Below are 16,427 nucleotides of genomic sequence, written 5' to 3' on the forward strand. Positions count from 1 at the left end.
CGCGTATAAAGATCGTTTTTGAAATAAAGAATCAAAAAATATTGATGGATTATTTCATAAATGAGCAATAAGCTTTGCGAGATAGCGCTGCAAATTATCTCGCCAACCCATGTGATGTTAACACTTTTTGCAGATGGTACTGCATTCCATGATTTAAGTACAGTACCTTCTGGAGAGCGAACGGTTTGTTTTATAAAGCGTTTGTTAATAAAGTCGCTTAATTTTTCATGAAATTTTTCTTTTCTCTTTTTTAAAGGTGGGAAAGAAATTCATTACAAACATGTCAATCAGTTCAGCTTTTGCTGGGATTTTTTTATGGAGGGAAGAATATGTGCAAAATATCCAAAGAAGGACCTTATATTAATCAAGCAATAGGAAGGCTTGTTTTTTACACGCTTATCAAGACCCCATTGGAATATGGACAATAGGCTATGGTCACACAAGTGTTGCTGGAAAACCTGTTGTTCACAATAACATGAATATCACTGAAAAGGTGGCAGAAGATATTCTTTGTCGAGATTTAAAACAATTTGAGAGGAGTATTGAACAAGTTGTCACGGTTCCTTTAACAGATGAGCAATTCGCAGAACCAGTGTCGTTTTGCTATAATGTAGGGACAACAGCATTTTGTAATTCCGCACTCCTTAAAAAGATGAATAAAGGTGATTATGAAGCTGTGGCAGCGGAATTACAGAAGTGGGTTAAATCCGGAGGAAAACGTCTTCAAGGTCTTGTTAATCGTCGAGCAGCAGAAGCGGGGTTATGGGTAAAGGGGTCTTATGTTGCTTCCAACTATCAAATAGTTGAAACAAAAGAGCCAGCAGGTCTTTTAAAACTAGAAGCTCTTGTACAAATTCTAGGTTCTTTTTCAGGGCTTGGGGGATTATTAGCAGGGAATGGTCCCGTTCAATGGGCTTTAGCAGCCATTATGGTGCTCGCTGCCTGTATTGGCATCATGTTTGTTGTCAAACGCTTTCATGAGCAGCATCTATGATTTGGTCTATGAAAAAAAACTTTTTACTTATTATGGCAGCCTTCGCTGCTTTTTTTATGGCTTTTAGTGCAAGCTTTCTCCCTTGGAAAAAATGTGGAGCAATAAAAGCAAACAAAGAAAGCTTTAGAAACGGCTACAACACGATTTGAGGTGAATAATGAAGTTAACAAGAAAAGTGATGGTGCTGTGCGTGCTGAACTTTCTCACTGGGTGCGTGACGAATGAACGTTCTGCCTGTGTTGGTTGGATGCCAATCTATTTGGATTGTAAAGACCTCAACGTAATAAGTTCAAGCTTAGCAAGAGACATCTTAAAGCATAACAAACAGGGCGAACGTTTGTGTGGATGGAGATATGGTTAAAAGAAAAGTTGAAAAGTACACAGAGCTTACAGATGCAGAAAAAGAAATGCTGCAAGAAATAATAGTTACTTACCAAAGTGTAAAGATGATGTCTCGCTTTATGAAACGGATCGCGCTCATTATCTTTTTATTTATTCTTGAATTTTCACACCTCATGGATGCAATAGAAAATATCTTTACGCATCTGAAATAGTGGTTAATTAAAATTTAAAGACTTTTTATTTGAGGTACTTTATAATACAATATCAAATATCTTAATCCCTAACATAAGACATTATAATTCAGGTATTTTAAAAGATTATTATGATTTTTACTTCATTCAAATTAGAAAATTTTCGAGGAATTTCGCAGCCTGTGGAAATAGATTTTACAAAAGGAAATCAAGATTTTCCTTTTGTTCTTGTTGGTAATAATGAATCGGGAAAAACTACAATTTTAAAAGGTATTAATTTTATATCTGTGCTTTGTAGAGGAAAGCAATTGCCAGAAAATTTTTTCGTTTCTATTCGTCCAAAGAGCTCCTATTTTAATGGTGACATAATTTTATCAGCATGTCTTTCTTGTAATAATGACGATATGAGTGCACTGAAATCTTTAAAAACACCTTCTAAAAAGTTAATTTGTAAAGACATTACAAATAGTGAGGATGGAAAATTTGAATTGTCTTTTATTTATCCGTTTAAGAATAGTGCGTGTGATGAAGGTATTATATGCATTAATAAGAAACAGATAGATAAAGACGATTCTATTATGGGATGGATAGCTGAGCGCACTCCTGAAATAGTCTATTATGATGATTTTATGTTTGAAGTGCCTGATAAAATCAGATTTTCAAGAAGAGAAAATGGAGCACAAGATTTATTATCAAGTTCAGAGAAAAATTACCAATGGCAGATGATTTTAAATGATTTCCTCATAGGAAGTTATTATATACATGCGTGTGTAAAAGATGAAAAAGCTGTACTTGATGTTGATTTTCAGCGCGATATTATTGATTGCAATGATGTTGATGCGATTGATCAGCGTATGGCGTCAATAAATGATTATTTAAATTCTATAGTGAAAGAAGATTGGGAGAATATTACTAAAGGTAAAAGCGTATTTGATAGTTGTGTAATAGAGAGATCTAATAGTAGTGATGGTAATTTTGTAGATTTTTGTTTAAAGGTTAAAGCAAAGAATCGTTCCTTTTCTTTGTATGAAAGGAGTAAAGGATTTCGTTGGTTTTTTTGTTTTAAAGTTTTTACTGAGGTTCGTAGACACAGAAGTAAAAATGGGGTAGTTTTTTTATTGGACGAGCCAGCGAACAATTTACATATTCGCTTGCAAGAGAATATATTGGATTTTTTAAAGAATTTATCGAGGTTAGAAGGTAATAAAGTAATCTATTCGACGCATTCGCCTTACCTCATTAATCAAAATGAACAGGATAATCTATTTTCTGTGCGTAATGAAGCGAGTGATTTTGAATTGCCTAGAGTTATGTGTAACAGATTTCTAGAATTAGATACCTCCACGAAAGAAGCTCAAAATGCTGTCGAGCCTATTATCCAAAAAGTGAAGATTTATGTAATGCAAAAAATAAGCTTTTCATCAGTTATGAAAATGCTTAGAAATATTCATTCTTGTACAGAAATTATAAACAAAATTACGGAAAATATAAAAAAAATAATTGAATCACCGGACTAATTGTAAAACTATGGCATGCTTGTTAGAAATTTTAGTAATTTTTATAGCATGACTTAGAAGAATTTTGAGAAAAAACGCGCTTCATGAAGGAAAATGTGAGAATCTTCTTTTGAATTGATCGGTAAAAAGCGTACTTTATAAAGATATGTTCGACAATCCTATTCTCTCACCTTTATTTATGTATCCCTCACTTTAAAAAAAGAAAACAAAATCAATAAGTTACACGCAATAAAAACAACCTGGTGGGCGTGACAGGGATTGAACCTGTGACCCCTACGATGTCAACGTAGTGCTCTCCCGCTGAGCTACACGCCCATCCAATGAATTATGTTGCATACACCACATAACATTATAAACGTCAATGCTTAATTTAGTATTCCAATAAAATAAGCACCAATATTTAAAACTTTCTTTTTCAAGCAGCTATAAGTATTTTTTCTACTTCATTAACTAACTCACGTAAATGAAACGGTTTGGAAAGAACTTTTGCATCAGGAGGAGCATCACTATTTGAATTTAATGCCACTGCTGCAAAGCCCGTAATGAACATCACCCGTAGATCCGGATCAATTTCAGTTGCGCGCCGTGCTAATTCTATTCCATCCATTTCTGGCATGACAATATCAGTAAGTAGAAGAGAAAATGGTTCCTCTTGTAAACGTTTATATGCGCTAACACCATTATCGAAATCAGCGACTTCGTAGCCTGCACGCTCTAAGGCCTTTGCTAAAAAGCGACGCATATCGTTATCATCTTCCGCGAGCAAGATTCGTTTCATGGCTATGTTCCAATTGCTCCAATTCCAGAGTTTTTCTACATTAACTTATACAATATAGAGTACTTATAAAAAAAGCGATAAAATGCTCATAATTAGAATGAATTGCAAAATAGTTAATTTTTGCGTATTTTTAAAATATAAGATATTAGTTTTTAATTAGTTAAGTTCGAAATGTATGTGGCTTGAAATGCGTGGGTGGGGTCTTTTTCTCTCTTTTAATTAAGATTGGTATATTTTATTTTATGCTTTGATTATAGTTATATGATCTTTATAAAAGTATTAATTTAAAAAAGTTATAAGCATAAAAATTATATTTTATAAATAGTTATTTTGAAGTATACGATATTAAGATATTTATAATTGCATTACTTTATTAATACTATAAATTATTGATTTATATTTATAATCGGTAACGTTTATTGTAATTTTATAAACGGATTTTCAAGTATCTCTTGAAATAATTGTATGAAAGATTAATTTTATAAAATTAAATAAATTTTTATTATTTAGATCATCAAATTGTGAAAATTTTATGCTGTGGGTTTAAGAGATAAATGCGTCAAATGCGGTCCAAAATTGTTTTCGATGATTTTCTTCGTGTATGATTGTATCAAGGTTAGCTCCTGTGATTGTGATACTCTCTGTAAAATGGGTATGTTTGCATAATTTTCGTATCTCAATATTGTTCGTAATATTATTTTGATTAGCAAGTATAAACAGTATTGGGATTTTAAAATATTCATTTAGTATATTTTTTTTCATAATATCAATTGTATTAAGTGCCGATGCCATCCATCGAGATGTTGGGGGAGGAATAAGAAAGTTAGAAGGAAAATATACTTTATTGGTATGCTTAAGTCGCATACTTTTTTGTTTAAATTTTTTTCCTCCTTTAGCTGGTAAGAAACCAAGACCTATATCAGAAAGAAATTGCGTTAGTTTATGTTGAAAGCCATTTATTTTGTTGCTAAATGGTGCAACAAGGGGAGAAATACAGAGTACTTTTTTGAAACAATCATTAATAATATTTGGTTCGCTAAGAGCTATGAGCGCACCCATACCGTAAGCTAACATATAGTATGGTGGCGGACAATTAGGATAAACAACCTTTTTAAGAAATTCATTTAAGTCATTAATATCATTATTAATATCAAAATAATGATGTCGTCTGTTCTTCATTCTGTCATGCCGTGATGTTTCTCGACCAAACCAGTCAAATATTGCTGTATGAAAACCACGTTGAGAAATTTCATTTATTGGCAAGAAATACTCTTCGATAGTATTTGCATAGCTTTCGAGAATAATGATTGTGCCTTTAGACATATCTATTTCGGGATACGTCGTTGCAAAGCGAATTTCACGATCAACAGTTATTCTAATATAGCTGATATGGATATTATGAGGAGAAGGATTGCAACTTATAGGGTTAATAGGTGTTTTCAATTTATATCCTCTACCGTGTATTTTGATAATTAAATAAGATGAAACAATAAGAAATTATATGAATGTAATGGTGATGAAGGGTTAAGAAACGATTATATTGCTTTTGTGTGTTCTACGAATTTAAAAATAAAAGAGTTGAAATAGGAAAAAAGAATTACCAAATAAATAATGCGGTCGCCATGATGGGGTCGCTGGTTCACGGGCAGTTTGCCGTTTGGGAACTTTGTGAGTCAATTATAGTCGCTCTAAAGGAGGGCAAATATTATGCGTCAAGTAGATTTTTCACCGTTTTACCGTTCAACAGTAGGTTTTGATAGTCTTTTTAATTGGTTTGATTCCAGAACACAACCAGATGATGTCTCTTCTTATCCGCCGTATAACATTGAACGTTTAACTGAGGATTCCTATAGGATTTCTATGGCTGTTGCTGGTTTTTCTCAGGATGAAATTGATATTGAAACTCATTGCAATCAGCTAATTATTAAAGGCGAGAGAACGCCTGAAAATGATAATGAAGAACGAGAATTTCTTTACCGAGGCATTGCTTCTCGTGCTTTTGAGCGGCGTTTTCATTTGGCTGATCATGTTAAAGTTACTGGGGCAGAACTTGGTGATGGCCTTCTGCATATTCAGCTTAAAAGGGAAATGCCGGCTGAATTAAAGCCCAGAAAGATAGCTGTGCATACGTTACCATCTACTGTAAAAAATGGTAAGAATGATATTGTACATAGTGTAAATTCAGAAATTAAGCAAGCTGAATAACTATGAATCTCTTCACAGGGAAATAGCGCGGGATGAGAGTCCCGCGTTCTTTGTTTTTTGATTGAAAAAGAGGCTACTTATAGTAAATTTTTTGGGTATACATTGCACGATAATAATAATTGTTGTTGCTAAATACTGTAAATTTTATGGTAGCACCTAATGAAATTATAGTCTGGGATTTTCATTAATAAGAATTCAATGTTACTATTATATGATAAACATTTTTGTAAATTATTAACATTAGTGCAGGGGGGAGTCGTGTAACTCAGTTTTATAATGATACATAGTGTCTTCAGATACTGCAGCATAATAGAAAAACTGTTTGCGTTGTTGTAAAACAAAGAGAGCATTGTATTTCATATAATTATTTTTTCAGTTCTTTTTAGGACGTTCAAAAAAATGCTCCTGATTGATATCAGGATTTATAAATGTAAATTATACTTATCACTGTTTCACACCATTAAAGTTAAAAATAACCTGTAAAAAGACGGATGTTGCTTTAGAAAGAGTGAGAGTTATAACCATCACACAAGTATGGGATCCCTATGGTATTTTATCAGAACTATATTGTTAGAATATGATGTTAGCGGAACTTGTGAAAGCCTATCAATTATAATCACCCAGTGTTTAAAAATATTTGAAAACAATCAAATGAAAAAACTGAACGTGTCAATTCTAATCTTATTAATTTGTTTGTTGAGAAGGTTTTCTAAGGTTGCTATTTTTAGAATCGCAGTCGTATTTTATAGTATCCAAACATTCAAACACAGACATCCATAGCTTACTTTACATTACGCAATAGTGCTGCTTGAATTTAGCGGTAAGAATGTATTTTCAAATGAATTTTTCATAGTAGTTAGATTGCATAAGATAAAGAGCTTATCAATATATAAAAATCAATACACAATGGATAAGATAAATTGGTATTTTCCCAAAAATAAAGCTATTAATCCGTATAAGAAGTTGAGCCGTTAAAAACCATCCTTACTTGCTGTTATAAAGCAATGCAAGGCAATTTTCATCATTTACCTGTACGGCATATTATTGTTAATTTGCCAGATTGTTGTTCATTTTTCATTATCAGTTTGAGGGTAGTATTATTGGTAGTGTATTGGGGCTATAAAAAGGAGTGAATGTATTTTTATTATTTTTATCGATCCAAATGACTCATCGTCGTTGGTAAGAGCTTATTTTTATTAAAACTTATCAAAAATGAATAAAGCATGTGAAGGATTTGTTTTTATCCGAAGCCTGAAAGGTGGCTGTATAACGACACAGTCTTAAACATTTATTCTTCTATCTGATTTTTTACTTGAACGGTGATTATGAATATACCTAAGCTGTTGGACTATTAATAATAGGGATTAATGAAAACTGCATTACAGTATTTTATATCTCCAATACAAGAGGGAAGGGATTATATCCTTATTAGCTGGCATGCATCGACTGATACTATACTGTTGAAGTTTAAACACACAGCTCAATTGATGTTATTGCAGTATAAGGTTAGGGAGTTTGCTATGCAAGTGATGCAAGTTTCCATTATCAATAGGTTAAAAAAGTTTACCATTACTGAATTGCTCGAATTATCTACTACAGTTTCTGAATATAACTTTAAAAAATGAACTGATAAAATTTTGTAGTTAAGCTATAGATGTAAAAATGGTCGGAGCGGCGGGATTTGAACCCACGACCCCTTGACCCCCAGTCAAGTGCGCTACCAAGCTGCGCTACGCTCCGAGTTATGCCAAACGACTAAACGAGTGTTTCTTTAAAGGCAAGAAAAAAATCAGAACAGCGATATTAAAAATACTTTTGCTATTTGAAAATGAATTTACACGAATAAAAAGAGCTCTCTATATTCATAGTTTTGTTTTTATAAATAACACGAGTTCCTGAGCTATCATTTATTTCATAATTATGATTGAAAATAAATTTTTTTATGATTTTAGAAGATTCTGATTTTTTTTAGTTTTACAAAATAGGATTGTAGATGATTATCAGTATCGGGCAAAAATAAAAATTCAGATAAAGACACAATTATAAATGCAGTATATAGAACGTATAAATGCAGTATATAGAACGTGGCTTTTTTATTTTTGTAGAAAATGCAAAAATGATTTAGTTTATATCTTGTTGTTTCTTTTAAAACATACCAGATAAATAATATGTCGTAGATGAAATTATTAAAAATCTTTATGCGGAGAAAAAGAGCAAATAATGGGGCATTTTTCAATAATAAATTTAACAGAAGCAGCCGTGGATCACGTTAAAACTATTATGGATACAAAAGATGCACGAGGTATTCTTATTGGTATTAAGAAAGGTGGTTGCGCGGGTATGGAATATACCATCACTTTGGTGAAGGAGGAAACTTTAGATGCAGATGTTGTTGAAGTTAATGGTGCTCGAGTTTTTATAGCACGCGATGCGATATTATTTTTGTTAGGGACACAAGTAGATTATGAAGTGACAACACTTCGTTCAGGTTTTGTATTCAAAAACCCTAATCAAGTTTCAGCGTGTGGGTGTGGTGAATCAGTAGAACTTCGTCCTGCTTTGCAAAAGAATTTAAATAAAACATATGAATCCAATTTATCTGAGTAAAATTATAGTTAATTAATAGATAGTGTTTATTTCGTTTTAAGAGTTCTTTGAAATAGAAGTACATAGACCTTTCAATACAGATAAAGTGGAATCAGGAATTTCATATTTTTACTCTGCAATTTTATAAATATGGTAATAAAAGAGCCGTTTAAAAAATCATTGAAGGATAGAGGCTCTTTTTTCTTGTACAATTAAAGTCTGTAAAGGAGATTATGGATATTCTTTTTAATGATTTATATTAGACTATAAAGTTTTAGTTGTCCCATCGCCTATGTAACCACGTCCATTGACTAGGATATTCACGTACCCAAGTTTCAACAATATCATTTAATTTTTGTATAGAAGCAGCTATATCGATTTCATTTTTTTCATTAAGTGGAAGTTCTAAGCGTTCATATAATTCTAAACGATGACGTCCTCCAGATAAACGAATACAGCGTGCTGGATAAATATCACAATTATATTGTCGAGCAAGTTTTATAATTAAAGGGTTTGTTTTTAGTGGTCTATTAAAAAATGTTCCTGAAATACCCCGGCGAAATTTTTGATCAACAAGTGCACCAATATTTTTACCTTCTGCTAATTTAGCCGCTAACATCCAAGCTGAACCCGCATTGGATGGAACAAGATGTCCCATGGAAGCTTGTCGAGCTTTAAGAACCTGTTTTGCAATATATGGATTATTGGGTGGTCTAAATAATACCGTAACATCAAGACCAAAACTTTGTGCGCATATAGGAAGAAGTTCAAAATTTCCAGTATGAGCTGTAAAAAAAATATGTGGTTTTTTTTCATTTTTTAGTCTTTGAAATATGTCAACACCGCTAACTTCAATGAGACCAGGTTGGTCAGAATCAGGATCAAAGTCAAAAATTTTATCAAGAAAAACATATTCGGCTATAAGACGTCCCATATTTTGCCACATTTCCATTGCTATCTCATGAAGCTCTTTTTCTGTTTTTTCTGGGTATGCAGCTTTAAGATTTGCAAGCGTAATTTTGTGACGATGCAGAAGGGGACCAAGTGTTTTGAGCAGCCAAGAAAAAAAAGAAATTCCAATCTTAGGAGGAAAGCATTTAAAAATAAATAAAAAGCCAATAAACAGGTGTGTCCATAACCAATAAAATGAATTTTTAGTTATAACTTTAATACGATACAGAAAAATTTTAATATGATATTTCATGATAATTTAATCAACTTTAAGAATAATTTTACCAAAAACGTCACGGCTTTCCATTCGTTTTAAAGCGGTGTCGATTTCATTTAATCCAACAATTGTATCAATAACGGGGCGTACAGCTTTTTCCGCCATTTTTTTCATAGCATTTTGCATATTTTCCATACGACAACCAAAAGAACCAAATATTTTAAGTTGTTGTTGGAATAATTGCATTAAATTCATAGATGTTGAAACACCAGAAGTAGATCCACACGTTACCAAACGTGCTCCCCGTTTCATACATAACATTGATCCATTCCATGTATCGGCTCCCACATGCTCAAAAACAACGTCTACACCTTTTTTTTGGGTTAATTTTCGGACAACACCTTCAAAACGATCTTTACGATAATTAATAACATGGTCTGCTCCAAGAGATTGTGCTTTTGCAATTTTATCATCTGAGCCTACGGTAGTGATGACTGTGCAGCCGGTATGTTTAGCAAGCTGAATGGCTGCTGAACCAATACCAGAACCGCCTGCATGTATTAAAATAGTTTCTCCAGCTTGTAATTTTGCGTTATCAAAAAGCATATGCTCTACAGTGCCGAAGGTAATTGGGGCAACAGCAGCTTCTAATTCATCGCACTTTTGAGGAGCTGGAATTAGTAAACGTGCTGGCAAATTAACGAACTCACATGCAAAGCCGTCAAAATGAAAACCGTAAATGCCTTTTACATGATTACAGAGATTATCACGGCCTTCTTTACAAGCTTTGCACAATCCGCAGGTTTGTGCACCATAAATTGAAACGACTTGCTCAGGGTGTAAATTTTTTACATTACTTCCTAATCTAACAACTTCACCAGAAGCTTCTGCACCAATTACTATCGGCATTTTTCTTTTAGCAAAAGCCATACCACGCCATCCCCATACATCTATATGATTAAGAGCAACTGCTTTTATACGAACAGTGACTTCATCAGGTCTTGGTGGTGGAGGTGGAGCAATATCAGTGATTTCAAGCCGACGCTCATTCAATAACTGAAGTGTACGCATTATATTCCCCTTTAAAATATATATATGCTGTCAGATTAAATTCATGAAGTTTTATTGTAAAAGAATTATCCTTTATATGCTGTGATAACAAGACTAGTATTTTGGCCACCGAACCCAAATGAATTTGATAAAACTGTGTTGATACAGGCTTTGCGGCTATAGTTAGGAACGACATCTAAAGGGATAGTAGGGTCAGGATGATCATAATTAATTGTAGGAGGAATGATTCCTGACTGAATGGTTAAAAGTGAAAATACTGCTTCTATAGCGCCTGCAGCAGTTAATGTATGACCAATCATTGATTTATTAGAAGAAACTGGAATATTTTTTAAAATATCACCGAAGACTGTTGATAATGCAAGATATTCCATCTTTTCATTTTCGGGTGTTGAGGTTCCATGAGCATTAATATAGTCAATTTCATTAATAGTTATTTTTGCATCATTTAAGGCTTTACGAACAGATCCAATAGCTGGAGATGCATCAGGTTTTGATCTCGTACGATGAAAATCATCTGCTGTTTCTCCACAGCCGGCTAAAATCCCTAAAATTTTTGCGTTACGATTGAGGGCACTTTCAAGGTTTTCAAGGACAAGAGCACCCGATCCTTCTGCCATAACAAAGCCATCTCGATCGCGACTAAATGGTTTAGATGCTTTTTCAGCAGGATCATTATGAGTTGAAAGAGCAGATAATAAAGAAAAACGAATAAGAGATTCTGCTGAAACAGAACCATCTGTGGCTACAGTGAGTGCACGGTTTGTTTCTTTTCGTCTAATAGATTCAACTCCTAATTGAATGGCTGTTGCTCCAGATGCACAAGCAGTTGAAAGTGTAACAGGAAGCCCTTTGGTTCCAAATTTCTTTTGTAGTTTTTCGGCAATCGCACCAAATTGTGTAGATTCAAACAACATTTCATGAGGGGTACGACTGCAAATCTCAAGAAGGTTTTTATAAGAAGGTTCACTACCGAAAGCTCCTTCTTGATCAAGAGAAAAACGTTCTTTCCATTCTAGCTCGACAGGAGGAGCTGCTAAAAATAACAATCCATTAAAATTTGTTTTATCAATGGCTGCTTGATCTAAAGCCTCTTCTGCCGCGAGCTCTGCAAGTTTTTCAGAAAGAACGGAAGTACCAAGTGTACTTTCTTTAAGAAAATCAATTGTTCCAGCAATATGTGTATTTAATTTATCAACAGAAAAGCGCGTTATTTTATGAATCCCGCTAATACCATTTATTAACTTTTGCCAGTTTTTATCTTTTCCTTTCCCCAGCGATGTTATCACTCCTGCTCCAGTTATCGCTACAAGTGGATATCCAAAATGATCATTGTATTGCACTGTAAAAATTTCCCTTAAGCGGCAGTTAAGTGTATTATACCTTCAGTTCTTTTAATGCCAATTGTTGTAACAAGTGCTTCATGTATTTCTTTAGAGAAAGGTTTTTCATGAATACTTAAAGGCGGAAAACTACCTTTTTTCCTAATAGAAATAGCGGCAAGAGCAAGCGCTAATGGAAATTGAGCTTCCCTCATATAGCCAAATAATGTTGTTACACCGCGATAAGATATATCAGCATCATCAAGAGCCCTTTTTTCTGCTTCTGTCACTTCATGAAATCCAGAAGCAGCTGAGAAGGCTAAAGAAGATTTGGCTTTTATTGTTTTTAACATTGTGGAGATCGATTTCTTTAGTGGAGTTTTTGTTCTATCTGTTTGATCTGTAATAATCTGATTAATTTTCGCATAAATACGTGCATTACGCTTTTTAGCATGTTCTTCACTTTCAAGAACTAAAAAAACACCGCCCGAACCAGTTATAACACCACCTCCAAGACAATTTTTACGATCCCATACAGGTGTCCATTTGCTGTGTGTTAAAAGCTTTCCGAGTTCGTGGGCTAGCAACATATCATAACCTTGTGCATTATAGGAGCTTCCCACTAATGCATGTGTGCTTTGCCCTGATTTGATACGAGCTGCAGCAATTTGAATCGCGGAAAGTCCACTGCCTTCTTCTCCCATAAAAGTACGAGAAGATCCCGTTACTTTATGAACAATTGAAATATTTCCAGCTAAAAGATTTGAAAGTTGTGCTAAAAATAAAGTCGGACGCAGCTCAGTCGAAAGAGTTGAATTTAACATAGAATGATGATCAGTTACTGTACGCCCTTCAGAAAGAACTTGTGTATCAACAGCAATATCACGTTCTCCTCCACCTGCCGCAACGATCATATCCATCGTTGATGTGAGGTGTTCATTATTTTTTATTCCAGCATCATCAAGAGCAAGACCAGCTGCATAAACACCAAGACGCTGCCAAATACCCATCTGTCTCTGATCACTTCGCTTGGGAATTTGTAGATTCCAGTCGACTTCAGAGAGCTTGTGAACAGTGTAAGGAGAATAAGTGTGACAATCAAGATTTGGTTTAGTCGAAGAGTCGTTTAAAATATTCCAATGACGCTCAACCCCTTCACCCAAAGAGCTTATAAGACCTATACCAGTGATGAATACAGTTTGATCACGCATAATAAAAGAGTTAATCAGCCTGTTTTATAGCAACGAGCTCATCAATTTTTGCACAAAGATTTTTAAGAACAAAGTATTCTTCGGTTGCAACCGTTCCTTCATTAACATCCTGTGTCCATTGTTCTAGTGGAATTTTAATTCCAAAAACTTTATCGATAGCAAAAACAATATCAAGAAAATCAAGGCTATCGATTCCCAAGTCATCAATTGTATGGCTTTCAGATGTAATCATATCGCGATCAATCTCACTGATTTCTGCGATAATGTCAGCAACTTTATCAAACGTAGAAGACAATGCATAATTCCTTATATAGTTATATAATTTAGACTACACCTTAATATTACTCTTTTAGAATCTTTTTTCTTAAAAAAAAAGACTTAATATAAAATATAGCTGTATTTTCGATATATAAAATTAGCTTATATTATAGAATAACTTACTTTAAGATTATAATTTTTTAGAAATAAATTTACTTTATTTGTTTATAATTTTTTCTATTTGCAGCAAGTACTGCAAGAGCTGTCATGTTTATAATCCCTCGAGAAGTTACTGAAGGTGTTAATATATGCACGGGACGTGCAGCTCCAATCATGATGGGACCAACATGAAGCGCATTAGTTAGATCTTTAACAAGATTGAGGGCAATATTAGCTGCATCAAGTGTTGGAAAGACAAGTAAATTAGCTTCACCTTTAAGGCGTGAAGCAGGAAAAACGCGATTACGAAAAGTTTCAGAAAGTGCAGCATCACCGTGCATCTCTCCATCAGCTTCCAAATCAGGATATAACTCGGTAAGAATCTCGGTTGCACGACGCATCTTTTGTGCACTTTTTGTATTTTTTGAGCCAAAGTTTGAGTGTGACAATAGTGCTGCTTTGGGAGTTATCCCAAATGCTTTAATTTCTCGGGCTGCTAGTACTGTCATTTCTGCTATTTCTTCTGCAGAAGGATTTTCATTAACGTAGGTATCTGTAAAAAAGAGAGTACGATGTGATGAAATAAGTAAACTCACAGAAGAAAAATGACTAACATGAGGATCACGCCCAATAATCTGTTCAATTAATTCAAAATGACGTTCAAAGCGTCCTTCTAATCCGCAAATCATTGCATCAGCTTCTTCCCGCATGATTGCGAGAGCAGCAATAGCTGTTGTTGAAGTTCTTACGATTGTTTTTGCTGCATCAGGTGAAACACCATGCCTTCCTGTATAATGAAGAAATAAGTTAACATAATCACGAAAACGCGGGTCATTCTCTGGATTTATAAGTTCAAAATCTACACCAGGGCGAATTTTTAGACCGAAACGGTTTAATCTTGCCTCTACTACATGTGGACGACCAATGAGTAAAGGAATTGCAGTTTGTTCTTCAAGAACGATTTGTGCTGCACGAAGTACACGTTCATCTTCACCATTGGCATAAATAATACGTTTACGTTTTGCTGTTTTTGCCGCTGCAAAAACAGGTTTCATCGTTAAGCCAGAACGAAATACAAATCTATTAAGGGTATCATAGTATACTTCCATATCTTTGATAGGTCTAATTGCTACTCCTGTTTTCATCGCTGCTTTAGCAACAGCAGGAGCAATACGTAGTATTAAGCGAGGATCAAAGGGAGAGGGAATAAGATATTCTGGTCCAAAACTGGATGGTTCTTTTGAATATGCACGCGCAGCGATATCTGAAGATTCTTCACGAGCAAGAGCTGCAATAGCATGAACTGCTGCCATTTTCATTTCTTCATTAATTGCTGTTGCACTAACATCTAATGCACCACGAAAAATATAAGGAAAACAAAGAACATTATTGACCTGATTAGGATAGTCAGAGCGTCCTGTACAGATCATTGCATCTGGTCGTACAGCACGTGCTTCTTCTGGCATAATTTCTGGTATTGGATTGGCAAGAGCTAAAATTAATGGATTTTGAGCCATTTTTTTTAAATATTCAGGCTTTAAAACACCACCTGCTGAAAGGCCTAAGAAAATATCTGCATTATCGATAATTTCAGATAAGGTGCGTGCGGTGGTTTTTTGTGCATAAGTAACTTTCCAGCGATCCATAAGGACTTTGCGTCCTTCATAAACAACTCCTTCTAAATCGCTAAGCCAAATATTTTGAATTTTTGCTCCAAGACGTACTAAGAGATTAATGCAAGCTAAAGCTGCAGCACCTGCACCTGAAGCAACTATTTTTGCGTTTTCAATTTTTTTTCCAGCGAGGTGTAATGCATTTAATACAGCAGCAGAAACAATAATAGCAGTTCCATGTTGATCGTCATGGAATACCGGAATATTCATTCTTGCACGAAGTTTTTCTTCTATTTCAAAACATTCAGGGGCCTTAATATCTTCAAGGTTAATACCACCAAAAGTAGGCTCTAAGGCAGATACAGTTTCTACCATTTTTTCAATATTTTGAGCATCAACTTCAATATCAAAAACATCAATATTTGCAAATTTTTTGAATAAAACAGCTTTTCCTTCCATGACTGGCTTTGAAGCGAGGGGGCCAATATTTCCTAATCCAAGAACAGCGCTTCCATTCGATATAACCGCCACTAAATTAGAGCGAGAGGTATATTGAGCAGCAAGATTTGGATCTTTATGGATTGCAAGACATGGTGCAGCAACACCTGGAGAATAAGCAAGAGATAAATCATGTTGATTATCAAGAGGTGTTGTTGCTTGGATTTCCAGCTTTCCAGGTTTAGGATACTGGTGATAAAAGAGTGCTGCACTATCAAATTCAGCTTTTTGTGAACTGAAACTGTTCTTTTTTTCTGTAGACATTTTTATGATATCCAAGTTTATTCTATGTTTATTATATTATATTATATAGTATTTTTATCTATGATAAATTTTTGCTGATAGAGTCCGATTTTGTTGAATACAAAAATTCATGGGCACACGTAAATCTTTCTGGACTATAAAACTGTTTTGTTGGTTCTTTACTATTTGCATTAGTTTATAATATTATTGATATCAGCACTATTATTTTTCTTTCTTCAGATTAAACTAACAAAAATTATTAAATGTTTAAAAT

General features: G+C 34.2%; 14 protein-coding genes, 2 tRNA genes and 1 pseudogene. 7 read left to right on the plus strand and 10 right to left on the minus strand.

The features are described from left to right. The first annotated feature begins 60 nt into the window (after positions 1–60). The 4 genes and pseudogenes from V5N68_RS05660 (at position 61) to V5N68_RS05680 (ending at position 3,044) form a co-directional block, all read left to right on the plus strand. The gene (locus V5N68_RS05660) at positions 61–231 is read left to right on the plus strand and encodes a hypothetical protein (RefSeq protein ID WP_332066207.1); all 171 of its coding nucleotides are present in this window, start codon (positions 61–63) and stop codon (positions 229–231) included. A gap of 98 nt (positions 232–329) precedes the next feature. After that, positions 330–994 (plus strand): annotated as a pseudogene (bgtA, locus tag V5N68_RS05665) (gene transfer agent endolysin BgtA). 353 nt (positions 995–1,347) lie between these two features. Continuing rightward, positions 1,348–1,548: a hypothetical protein gene (locus V5N68_RS05675; RefSeq protein ID WP_332066208.1), complete on the plus strand. Its 201-nt coding sequence runs from the start codon at positions 1,348–1,350 to the stop codon at positions 1,546–1,548. A gap of 110 nt (positions 1,549–1,658) precedes the next feature. Then, the gene (locus V5N68_RS05680) at positions 1,659–3,044 is read left to right on the plus strand and encodes an AAA family ATPase (protein WP_332066209.1); all 1,386 of its coding nucleotides are present in this window, start codon (positions 1,659–1,661) and stop codon (positions 3,042–3,044) included. Positions 3,045–3,284: 240 nt separating this feature from the next. Here the strand turns inward: V5N68_RS05680 and V5N68_RS05685 are convergent. From V5N68_RS05685 to V5N68_RS05695, 3 genes are all read right to left on the minus strand, one after another. Then, positions 3,285–3,359 (minus strand) — tRNA-Val (locus V5N68_RS05685). Positions 3,360–3,459: 100 nt separating this feature from the next. Further along, on the minus strand, positions 3,460–3,822 hold the full coding sequence (gene cpdR, locus V5N68_RS05690; RefSeq protein WP_332066210.1) for a cell cycle two-component system response regulator CpdR: 363 nt from the start codon (positions 3,820–3,822) through the stop codon (positions 3,460–3,462). Positions 3,823–4,365: 543 nt separating this feature from the next. Beyond that, positions 4,366–5,265, minus strand: a complete 900-nt coding sequence (locus V5N68_RS05695) for a serine aminopeptidase domain-containing protein (protein WP_332066211.1) — start codon at positions 5,263–5,265, stop codon at positions 4,366–4,368. Between the two features lie 264 nt (positions 5,266–5,529). Here V5N68_RS05695 and V5N68_RS05700 point away from each other — a divergent pair, with 264 nt between their 5' ends. Next, positions 5,530–6,027, plus strand: a complete 498-nt coding sequence (locus V5N68_RS05700) for an Hsp20 family protein (RefSeq protein ID WP_332066212.1) — start codon at positions 5,530–5,532, stop codon at positions 6,025–6,027. A gap of 1,367 nt (positions 6,028–7,394) precedes the next feature. Then, the gene (locus tag V5N68_RS05705) at positions 7,395–7,652 is read left to right on the plus strand and encodes a hypothetical protein (RefSeq protein WP_332066213.1); all 258 of its coding nucleotides are present in this window, start codon (positions 7,395–7,397) and stop codon (positions 7,650–7,652) included. Between the two features lie 38 nt (positions 7,653–7,690). Here the strand turns inward: V5N68_RS05705 and V5N68_RS05710 are convergent. Next, positions 7,691–7,767 (minus strand) — tRNA-Pro (locus V5N68_RS05710). 480 nt (positions 7,768–8,247) lie between these two features. Here V5N68_RS05710 and V5N68_RS05715 point away from each other — a divergent pair. Continuing rightward, positions 8,248–8,634 (plus strand): iron-sulfur cluster assembly accessory protein, encoded by a 387-nt coding sequence (locus V5N68_RS05715; RefSeq protein WP_332066214.1) that lies wholly within the window; start codon positions 8,248–8,250, stop codon positions 8,632–8,634. Between the two features lie 253 nt (positions 8,635–8,887). Here the strand turns inward: V5N68_RS05715 and V5N68_RS05720 are convergent, their stop codons facing one another. The 6 genes from V5N68_RS05720 to V5N68_RS05745 form a co-directional block, all read right to left on the minus strand. Beyond that, entirely contained in the window at positions 8,888–9,817 is a 930-nt protein-coding gene (locus V5N68_RS05720; protein ID WP_332066215.1) for a lipid A biosynthesis lauroyl acyltransferase, read from the minus strand. A gap of 6 nt (positions 9,818–9,823) precedes the next feature. Further along, on the minus strand, positions 9,824–10,852 hold the full coding sequence (locus tag V5N68_RS05725) for a zinc-binding dehydrogenase (protein ID WP_332066216.1): 1,029 nt from the start codon (positions 10,850–10,852) through the stop codon (positions 9,824–9,826). Between the two features lie 65 nt (positions 10,853–10,917). After that, positions 10,918–12,192 carry a beta-ketoacyl-ACP synthase gene (locus V5N68_RS05730; RefSeq protein WP_332066217.1) on the minus strand — a complete coding sequence of 425 codons (1,275 nt, stop codon included), beginning with the start codon at positions 12,190–12,192 and terminating at the stop codon, positions 10,918–10,920. Between the two features lie 14 nt (positions 12,193–12,206). Continuing rightward, the gene (locus V5N68_RS05735; RefSeq protein WP_332066218.1) at positions 12,207–13,382 is read right to left on the minus strand and encodes a beta-ketoacyl-ACP synthase; all 1,176 of its coding nucleotides are present in this window, start codon (positions 13,380–13,382) and stop codon (positions 12,207–12,209) included. Between the two features lie 10 nt (positions 13,383–13,392). Beyond that, on the minus strand, positions 13,393–13,677 hold the full coding sequence (locus tag V5N68_RS05740) for an acyl carrier protein (protein WP_332066219.1): 285 nt from the start codon (positions 13,675–13,677) through the stop codon (positions 13,393–13,395). Between the two features lie 175 nt (positions 13,678–13,852). After that, positions 13,853–16,174 (minus strand): NADP-dependent malic enzyme, encoded by a 2,322-nt coding sequence (locus V5N68_RS05745; RefSeq protein WP_332066220.1) that lies wholly within the window; start codon positions 16,172–16,174, stop codon positions 13,853–13,855. Positions 16,175–16,427: the final 253 nt, after the last annotated feature.

The organism is Bartonella eidoli, from assembly GCF_036576145.1.
GTDB lineage: Bacteria > Pseudomonadota > Alphaproteobacteria > Rhizobiales > Rhizobiaceae > Bartonella.